The organism is Nocardia sp. NPDC050799 (assembly GCF_040654015.1).
Lineage (GTDB): Bacteria > Actinomycetota > Actinomycetes > Mycobacteriales > Mycobacteriaceae > Nocardia.
The window spans coordinates 161,003-169,395 of sequence record NZ_JBFAHF010000016.1 but is presented as its reverse complement, the minus strand read 5'-3'; the positions used below and the strand labels follow the sequence as shown (position 1 = coordinate 169,395).

7 protein-coding genes are annotated in these 8,393 nt (G+C 69.1%); 6 read left to right on the top strand and 1 reads right to left on the bottom strand.

Annotation, left to right across the window (positions count from 1 at the left end; genetic code table 11):
• The first annotated feature begins 173 nt into the window (after positions 1 to 173).
• From AB0H42_RS18745 to AB0H42_RS18720, 6 genes are all read left to right on the top strand, one after another.
• Positions 174 to 1,169: a YafY family protein gene (locus AB0H42_RS18745; RefSeq protein WP_265804858.1), complete on the top strand. Its 996-nt coding sequence runs from the start codon at positions 174 to 176 to the stop codon at positions 1,167 to 1,169.
• Positions 1,166 to 2,149: a YafY family protein gene (locus tag AB0H42_RS18740; RefSeq protein ID WP_357057298.1), complete on the top strand. Its 984-nt coding sequence runs from the start codon at positions 1,166 to 1,168 to the stop codon at positions 2,147 to 2,149. The genes AB0H42_RS18745 and AB0H42_RS18740 overlap by 4 nt, the downstream gene beginning before the upstream one ends.
• Before the next feature lie 155 nt (positions 2,150 to 2,304).
• The gene (tatA, locus tag AB0H42_RS18735; protein ID WP_357057296.1) at positions 2,305 to 2,559 is read left to right on the top strand and encodes a Sec-independent protein translocase subunit TatA; all 255 of its coding nucleotides are present in this window, start codon (positions 2,305 to 2,307) and stop codon (positions 2,557 to 2,559) included.
• Positions 2,560 to 2,726: 167 nt separating this feature from the next.
• Positions 2,727 to 3,695: a twin-arginine translocase subunit TatC gene (gene tatC, locus AB0H42_RS18730; protein ID WP_357057294.1), complete on the top strand. Its 969-nt coding sequence runs from the start codon at positions 2,727 to 2,729 to the stop codon at positions 3,693 to 3,695.
• 69 nt (positions 3,696 to 3,764) lie between these two features.
• Positions 3,765 to 6,464 (top strand): RNA helicase, encoded by a 2,700-nt coding sequence (locus tag AB0H42_RS18725; RefSeq protein WP_357057292.1) that lies wholly within the window; start codon positions 3,765 to 3,767, stop codon positions 6,462 to 6,464.
• A 77-nt stretch (positions 6,465 to 6,541) separates the two neighbouring features.
• Positions 6,542 to 7,303, top strand: coding sequence for a DUF4333 domain-containing protein (locus AB0H42_RS18720; protein ID WP_357057290.1), 762 nt, complete (start codon positions 6,542 to 6,544; stop codon positions 7,301 to 7,303).
• Positions 7,304 to 7,367: 64 nt separating this feature from the next.
• Here the strand turns inward: AB0H42_RS18720 and AB0H42_RS18715 are convergent, their stop codons facing one another.
• The gene (locus AB0H42_RS18715) at positions 7,368 to 8,336 is read right to left on the bottom strand and encodes a 5'-3' exonuclease (RefSeq protein WP_357057288.1); all 969 of its coding nucleotides are present in this window, start codon (positions 8,334 to 8,336) and stop codon (positions 7,368 to 7,370) included.
• Positions 8,337 to 8,393: the final 57 nt, after the last annotated feature.

The window sequence follows — 8,393 nt, the reverse complement described above, 5'->3', positions numbered from 1 at the left end:
ATGCGTCGAGTTTTACGAGACACCTCGAAGGGTTGAGGCCCGTCTCGCCGTTTCGGCCTCGAAAGCGCATGAGCCGAAGGCTCGAGTCTCGAGGCCGAAACGGCGAGACCAAGGGGGCCGCAACCCCGCGACGCCGGAGGCGGCGCCAATAGACACTGCACTATCCTGCTCGCGTGGCGATATCCAAGGTCGAGCGCCTGATGAATCTGGTCATCGCGCTGCTGTCGACTCGGCAGTTCCTGACTGCGGAGCGTATCCGGGAGAGCGTCGCGGGCTATGAGGACTGTGCCAGCGACGAGGCGTTCAGCCGGATGTTCGAGCGGGACAAGAACGAGCTCCGGGATCTGGGCATACCTCTCGAGGTGGGCCCGTCCGGTCGTTTTTCGACGGTGGAGGGTTACCGGATCAACCGGGACGCCTATGAGCTGCCGGATATCGATCTGACCAGCGAGGAGTCGGCGGCGGTGGCGGTGGCTCTGCAGATGTGGGAGTCGCCGGAGCTGGCGGCGGCCGCGGCGGGGGCGCTGCTGAAATTGCGGGCGGGGGGTGTGCACGTGGAGACCGATACCGCGTTCGCGGCCATTCCGGCGGTGCCGGCGCGGACGCGCGGGTCCGAGCCGGTGCTGGGGAAGTTGCTCGCGGCGATCGATGCCGGGCAAGCGGTGCGGTTCGAGCATCGCGGTGCCAGTAACGCGCCGTTTCTGATGCGGGATGTCGAGCCGTGGGGGGTGGTGACGTGGCGGGGACGCTGGTATCTGGTGGGACACGATCGCGATCGGGATGCGGTGCGGACTTTCCGCTTGTCCCGGATCGGGGAGGAGATCACCGCGTACGGGCCGCGTAATGCCGTGCATCCGCCCGCGGGGACGGATCTGCGGGAGATCGTGACCCGGGTGACCGGTAGTGCGCCGGTCACCGGATCGGCGACCATCTGGGTGGCCCAGGGCCGGGGCCGGGATCTGCGCCGGATCGGCGATGTGGTGGGTAGCCGGACCGTCGGTGACCGGCCGGGCAGTGTCCTCGAGGTGCCGATCCGATCGCAGCATTGGCTGGCCCGGTTGATCACCGGGTTGGGCGCTGATGCGCTGGTGCTCGAACCGGCGGAGTTGCGGGCGGATGTGGTGGCGCGGTTGCGTTCGGTGATCGACCGGACGGAGGTGGCGTTGTGAGCACGCGGTTGTCGGCGCGACTGTCGCGGTTGTTGAACATGGTCCCGTATTTCGTGGCCAATCCGGGGATCAGTGCGGCCGAGGCCGCGGCCGATCTGGGGGTCACGACCAAGCAGTTGATGGCCGATCTGAATCAGCTGTGGATGTGTGGGCTGCCCGGCTACGGTCCCGGTGATCTGATCGATCTGTCCTTTTCGGAGGAGAGTGTGCAGGTCACGTTTACCGCGGGGATCGAGCGGCCGTTGCGGCTGACCTCGATCGAGGCGACGGCGGTGCTGGTGGCGCTGCGGTCGATCGTCGATCTGCCGGGCATGGTGGATCCAACCGCCGCGCATTCGGCCATCGCCAAGCTCGAGGCGGCGATCTCCGGCGCGGCGCCGGCCGCGGACGCGGGGGCCGTTCCGGTCGGTGAACTGCCCGCCGAGGCGCCGGCGGTGACCACGGTGCGGTCCGCGGTGGCGGCGCGCCGGGCGCTGCGGCTGGAGTACTACTCGGCGAGCCGCGATGTGGTGTCGGACCGGGTGGTCGATCCCATCCGTATCGTCGCCGTCGACGACAACAGCTATCTGCAGGCGTGGTGCCGGGAGGCCGAGGGCGTACGACTGTTCCGGTTCGACCGCATCGAATCGGCGGCCGAACTCGACGAACCGGCCCGCCCGCCGCGGGAGGCGCGCGATACGGAGGCGGGGCTGGATCTGTTCCAGGACGATCCCGCGGTCCCGTTGGCGCGGCTGCTGATCGCCGCCGACCACGGCTGGGTGCTGGACCAGTATCCGATGCACCGGGTGGCGGTGCACGCCGACGGGAGTATCGAGGCGACCATGCGTTTCGCCACACTGGACTGGATGGCGCGTTTGGCGCTCGGGTTCGGCTCCGGGGTGACCGTGCTGGGCCCGCCCGATCTGGTGGCGGCGGTCCGGGAGCGCTCCGATGCCGCCCTGGCGGCGTATGCGGCCGCGGGGCTCGACGAGCCCGCCTGACATCAACCGGAGCGCCGCGCGCCCGCGACCCCCGCGGCGCCGGTGAACAGCGGGACACCGGCGTGTGACGTGCGGGCATCTGCCCCAGGTTGGGTTCGATGCCGCCGTTGGGCCAGGTAGCATCGGAAAGACCACAGTCTTGGGAGGTAACCACAATGGGCAGTCTGAGCATCTGGCACTGGCTGATCATCGCGGCGCTGTTCGTGGTGTTCTTCGGCGCGAAGCGGATGCCCGACGCGGCCCGCAGTCTCGGCCGGTCGCTGCGTATCTTCAAGAGCGAAGTGAGTGAGATGCACAACGACGGCAAGCCCGCGAACACCGCGACCGCGCAGCCCGCTCCGGAACTGCCGGCCGGCCGGGAGGCGGCGCCGCCGGCGACGGAGACGCGGAGCGAGTCGAAAACGCTTTGAGCCCGTATCCGCGGGTCCGGGCATACCCCGGACCCCGATACGACGCTGTCGACCCGGCGCTGCCGGCCGGGCCCTGACCGAATACCGGGCGGAGTATCGCCGGGGCACCGGGCAGCGCCGCAGGCCGAGCGGAGCGAGGCACGCTGATACGAGGGCATCCACATACCATGCGAATTCCGTTCGACCCCCGGCACAGCAAGCGCCGGACCAATCCCGATGGCACCATGTCCCTGGTCGACCATCTACGGGAGTTGCGCACCCGGCTGTTGATCTCGCTGGCGGCCGTGCTGGTCACCACGATCGTGGGTTTTCTGTGGTACGCGCATTCGTTGTTCGGGCTGGAGAGCCTCGGTGAGATCCTGCGCGGTCCCTACTGTTCGCTGCCCGATTCGGCGCGTGCCTCGCTGACTCCCGGCGGCGAGTGCCGCCTGCTGGCCACGGCACCGTTCGAGCAGTTCATGCTCCGGCTGAAGGTCGGCCTGACCGCCGGCGTGGTGCTGGCCTGCCCGGTCTGGCTGTATCAGGCGTGGGCGTTCATCACGCCGGGTCTGTATCCGAAGGAACGCAGGTACGCGGTCGGTTTCGTGGTGACCGGCTCGTTCCTGTTCGTCGGTGGCGCGGTGCTGGCCTACTGGGTCATCTCGCACGCGCTGAGTTTCCTGCTCAGTATCGGCGACAATGTGCAGATCACCGCGCTCAGCGGTTCTCAGTACTTCAGTTTCATCATCCAGTTGCTGATCATCTTCGGCGTCAGTTTCGAAACCCCGCTGCTGATCGTCGGTCTCAACCTGATCGGGGTGCTGCCGTACGAGAAGTTGAAGGCCTGGCGGCGCGGCATCATCTTCGGCCTGTTCGTGTTCGCTGCGATCGTCACCCCGCAGGACCCGTTCTCCATGCTGGCGCTGGCACTCGCGCTGACCGTGCTGTTCGAGTTCGCGGTGCAGTTCGCCCGGTTCAACGATCGGCGCCGGGCCCGGATCGAGGCGCAGCAGCTGGGCGCCCTCGACGACGAGGAGGCCTCGCGTATCGAGGCGCCGAGCTCGGTCGATCCGGCCGCGCCCATTCCGTCGGCCGATACGGTGCCCGCCCCTGAGCGGACCGGTCGCACGACCACGGACTATTCGGACACACTCTGACCGCTGCGGGCCCGCCCCGAAAATTTATCGGCGCGACCGGTGTCGGATTCCTCGATTAGTCTCGGAGCCGTGACACCGAACGCGTCGCTGACCGCCGAACTGTCCCGGTTCGCCGCCCAGCTGACATTCGAGCTGGACCCCTTCCAGCGCCAGGCCTGTACCGCCCTCGAGGAGGGGCACGGGGTACTCGTCTGCGCGCCCACCGGCGCCGGCAAGACCGTCGTCGGCGAATTCGCGGTGCATCTGGCGCTGGCGTCGGGCGGGAAATGTTTCTACACCACGCCCATCAAGGCGCTGTCGAACCAGAAGTTCGCCGATCTCACCGAGCGGTACGGCCGGGATCAGGTGGGTCTGCTCACCGGCGATCAGTCGATCAATGCCGATGCCCCGGTGGTGGTGATGACCACCGAGGTGCTGCGGAACATGATCTACGCCTCGTCCGACGCGCTGCGCTCCCTGTCCCATGTGGTGATGGACGAGGTGCACTACCTGGCCGACCGGTTCCGCGGCGCGGTCTGGGAAGAGGTGATCCTGCACCTGCCGCCGGAAGTGCGGCTGGTGAGCCTGTCGGCCACGGTGTCCAATGCCGAGGAGTTCGGCGCCTGGATGGAAACCGTGCGCGGTAACACCGCGGTGGTGGTGGACGAGACCCGGCCGGTGCCGCTGTGGCAGCACGTCATGGTCGGGCGCCGCATGTTCGACCTGTTCGACAGCGAATCCTCCGACCAGCGGGTACTGGTCGACTCGGATCTGGTCCGCTACATCAAACAGCGAGAGAGCGCCGACCGGATGGAAGGCTGGGGTGGCCCGCGCGGGCGGGGCGGCCCGCGGCGGTTCTTCCGGCCGCTGCCTCGTCCCGAGGTATTGGCCCGGCTCGACGAAGAGGGCCTGCTCCCCGCGATCACCTTCATCTTCAGCCGGGCCGGCTGTGACGGGGCGCTGGCCCAGTGCCTGCGCTCCGGGCTGGATCTGAGCGGCGCGGCGGATCCCGAGGTCGTCGACGCGATCATCGACAAACACACCGGCGAGCTGCCGCGCGCCGATCTCGAGGTGCTCGGGTACTGGGAGTGGCGGGAGGCGCTGCACCGCGGCCTGGCCGCCCATCACGCCGGAATGCTGCCCGCGTTCCGGCACACCGTCGAGGAATTGTTTGTGAAAGGCCTGGTCCGGGCGGTGTTCGCCACCGAGACGCTGGCGCTGGGAATCAACATGCCCGCGCGCACGGTGGTGCTCGAACGGCTGGTCAAGTTCAACGGGGAAACCCATGCCGAACTGACCCCGGGGGAGTACACCCAACTCACCGGCCGGGCCGGTCGGCGCGGTATCGACGTGGAGGGCCACGCGGTCGTGCAGTGGCAGCCCGAGGTCGATACCAGCGCGGTGGCCGGTCTGGCCTCCACCCGCACCTATCCGCTGCGCAGTTCCTTCAAACCCGGCTACAACATGTCGATCAACCTGATCGACCGGCTCGGCGCCGAGGAGGCACGGCTGCTGCTCGAGCGTTCCTTCGCCCAGTTCCAGGCCGACCGGTCGGTAGTCGGTCTGGTCCGCGGTATCGAACGCAACGAGAGCCAGCTGCGTAAACTCGCCGCCCAGCTCGGCGGCGAGGACGGGGACTTCCTGGAGTACTTCGGCCTGCGGGAACGGATCAAACAGCGCGAACGACAGCTCAACCAGCAGACCCGCACCGACCGGCGCACCGCCGGTGTCGCCGCCCTGACCGAACTGCGCCGCGGCGATGTGGTCGCCATCGGCGCCGGGCGCCGGGTGGGCCTGGCCGTGATCCTGGAACCGGATGCCACCCCCGGTGATCCGCGCCCACTGGTGCTCACCGAGGACAAATGGGCGGGCCGGGTCTCGGTCGCCGATTTCCCGGTGCCCGCCCAGCCGCTGGGCCGGATGCGGCTGCCGCGCCGGGTGGATCATCGCACCGCGCGAACCCGCCGCGATCTCGCCTCGGCGCTGCGCAGCACCGGGATCGCCGCACCGCACCGCCCCCGCCGGGACAAACGGGCGGCGGGCGCCGACGATCCCGAACTGGGCGCCCTGCGCCGGGCGCTGCGGGCCCATCCCGCCCACACCCGGCCGGACCGGGAGCAGCTGGCCCGGGTCGGGGAGCGCTACAACCGGGTGGCGCGGGAGACCGAGTCGATGCGGCAGAAGGTCGCGACGACCACCAATTCGCTGGCCCGCACCTTCGACCGGATCGTCGGGCTCCTGGAGGAACGCGGTTTCGTGCACCAGGGGGAGGTCACCGCGGACGGGCGGCGGCTGGCCCGTATCTACGCGGAAAGCGATCTGCTCGTGGCCGAATGTCTCCGGCAGGGGCTGTGGCGTGGACTGGGCCCGGCCGAACTGGCGGCCGTGGTGTCGATTCTGGTGTACGAATCGCGTTCGGAAGGGGGATATCTCGGCGCCACCGGACCGACCGCGCCGATCCGCCGCGCGGTCGCCGACACCATCGCCGAGTGGTCACGGTTGCGCAACGACGAGTCCGAGCACCGGCTGGCCCCCAGCCGCGAACCGGATCTCGGATTCGTGAGCGGTATCTACAAATGGGCTCACGGAGACGCACTGGCGGATTCGATGCTGGCCGGCGGCGATCAGGGCACCCCGCTGTCGGCGGGGGATTTCGTGCGCTGGTGCCGGCAGGTGATCGATCTGCTCGATCAGATCCACACCACCGCAGACGATACCGAGGTCGCGGCCACCGCGGCCAAGGCCGTCCGGGCGATCCGGCGTGGTGTCGTCGCGGTGGACGCAGCGTGAGACCATCGATTGTGATTTGATTTCAACCGCACGCGGGGGGCTACCGTGTGTTGGACAATGCGAGTGGAGGCAACCAGATGAGCGGGCCGTACGGACCGAACGACGCCCCGGGCACCGGGGAGGGACGTAACGATCCCACCCAGGTCTGGGGTGGGCAGCAGCCACCCGGCGCGGCGCCGCAGTGGGGGAACCAGCCGCCCGCGCAGCCCCCGGTGCCCGACCCGCAGCAGGCGCAGCCCACCCAGCAGTGGGGCAGCGATCAGGGTGGTCAGCAATGGCAGCCCGCCCCGCCGTCGCAGCAGCAGTGGAGTCAACCGCAACCGCAACCGCAACAGCCCCAGCCGCAGCAGTGGAACGATCCCAATCAGCAGCAGTGGGGGCAGCAGCCCCAGCAGCAGTGGGGCGAACCGAATCAGCAGCAGCCGCAATGGAGTGACCCGAACCAGCAGTGGGGACAGCAGCCGCAGCAGCAGTGGGGTCAGCCGAATCAGCAGCAGTGGGCCGGTCAGCAGCAGCCGTCGGGCGGTGGTAAGAAAACCGGCCTCATCATCGGCGTGGCCGTGCTGGTGGTGGTGCTCGTGGTCGGCGCGGTCGTCGGCATTCTGACCCTCACCGCCAAGGACCAGCTGGATCAGGCCGCCGTGCAGACGGGCGTGGCGCAGGTCCTCGCGGATTCCTACGGTATCGACGACGTCAAGGATGTCCAGTGCCCCGCGGGCCAGGAGGTTGCGGTGGATGCCACGTTCACCTGTGATCTGAAGGTCGGTGGCGAGGCCAAGAAGGTCAACATCAAGATCACCAAGGACGACGGCACCTACGAAGTCGGCCGCCCGAGCTGATCTGCTCGCCGGAACGAACCCGCCGGACGCTGCCCTCCGGCGGGTTTTCGCTGTCGCGGCCCGGTCAGGCGCAGGTCGCCAGCGCGGTGATCAACCGCTCGACCGGGCTCTCCGCGTTGTAGGCGCGGGCCAGCTCCCGCAGTGCGTCGGTATCGGCCGGGATGGGGTGCAGCGTGTCGGGCCGGGACAGGATCACATCGGCGTCGCGCACCACCCGCACCACCGGCGCCGCCGCGTCGAGATAGCCGGCGGCCATGCGCAATTTGGTCCGGACGCTCTGGGCCAGATCGGCCGCGGGATCGTCGACCGCCGCCCGCAGCGCCTCGAGCGAACCGAACCTGCTGATCAGGGTGGCGGCGGTCTTCTCGCCGATCCCCGCGGCGCCTGGGAGCCCGTCCGACGAATCCCCGCGCAGCGTCGCCATATCCGCGTAGGCCGGGCCCGCGTTCCGCTCCGGGACGCCGTATTTCGCCGCGACCTCCACCGGCCCGAACAATTCGGCCTTGGCCAGCCCGCGGCCCGCGTACAGCACCCGCACCGGCGGTTCGGGGGTATCGCGGACCAGCTGCAGCAGATCCCGGTCGCCACTGACCACGATCACCGGGTCGCTGAGCTCGGTGGAGGCCAGGGTGCCCAGTACATCGTCGGCTTCCAGGCCCTCCGCGCCGCCCGTGGCGATACCGGCGGCGGCCAGCACCTCGAGGATCATGTCGACCTGCGGAGTCAGCCGGTCCGGTACTTCCTCGGCGCCCGGTGCGGCCGCGGCGGAGGTGTCGAGACGATGGGCCTTGTAGGTAGGCACCAGGTCCACTCTGAACTTGGGCCGCCAGTCGAGGTCCAGGCACACCACGAGCCGGGCGGGGCGATGCCTGGTGACGAGGGAGGCGACCATATCGGTGAACCCGCGCAGGGCGTTCACCGACCGGCCGTCGGACGCGGTGATCTTGTCCGGGATCGCGTAGAAGGCCCGGAACCACAGACTCGCGCCGTCCAGCAGCAGCAGGGGACGCGGCGTGGATTCGGTCGTAGTCACCCGGTGAATCTACAAGGACCCACCGACGTATCCGATGTGCCGCCCCCCGGGTGCGAG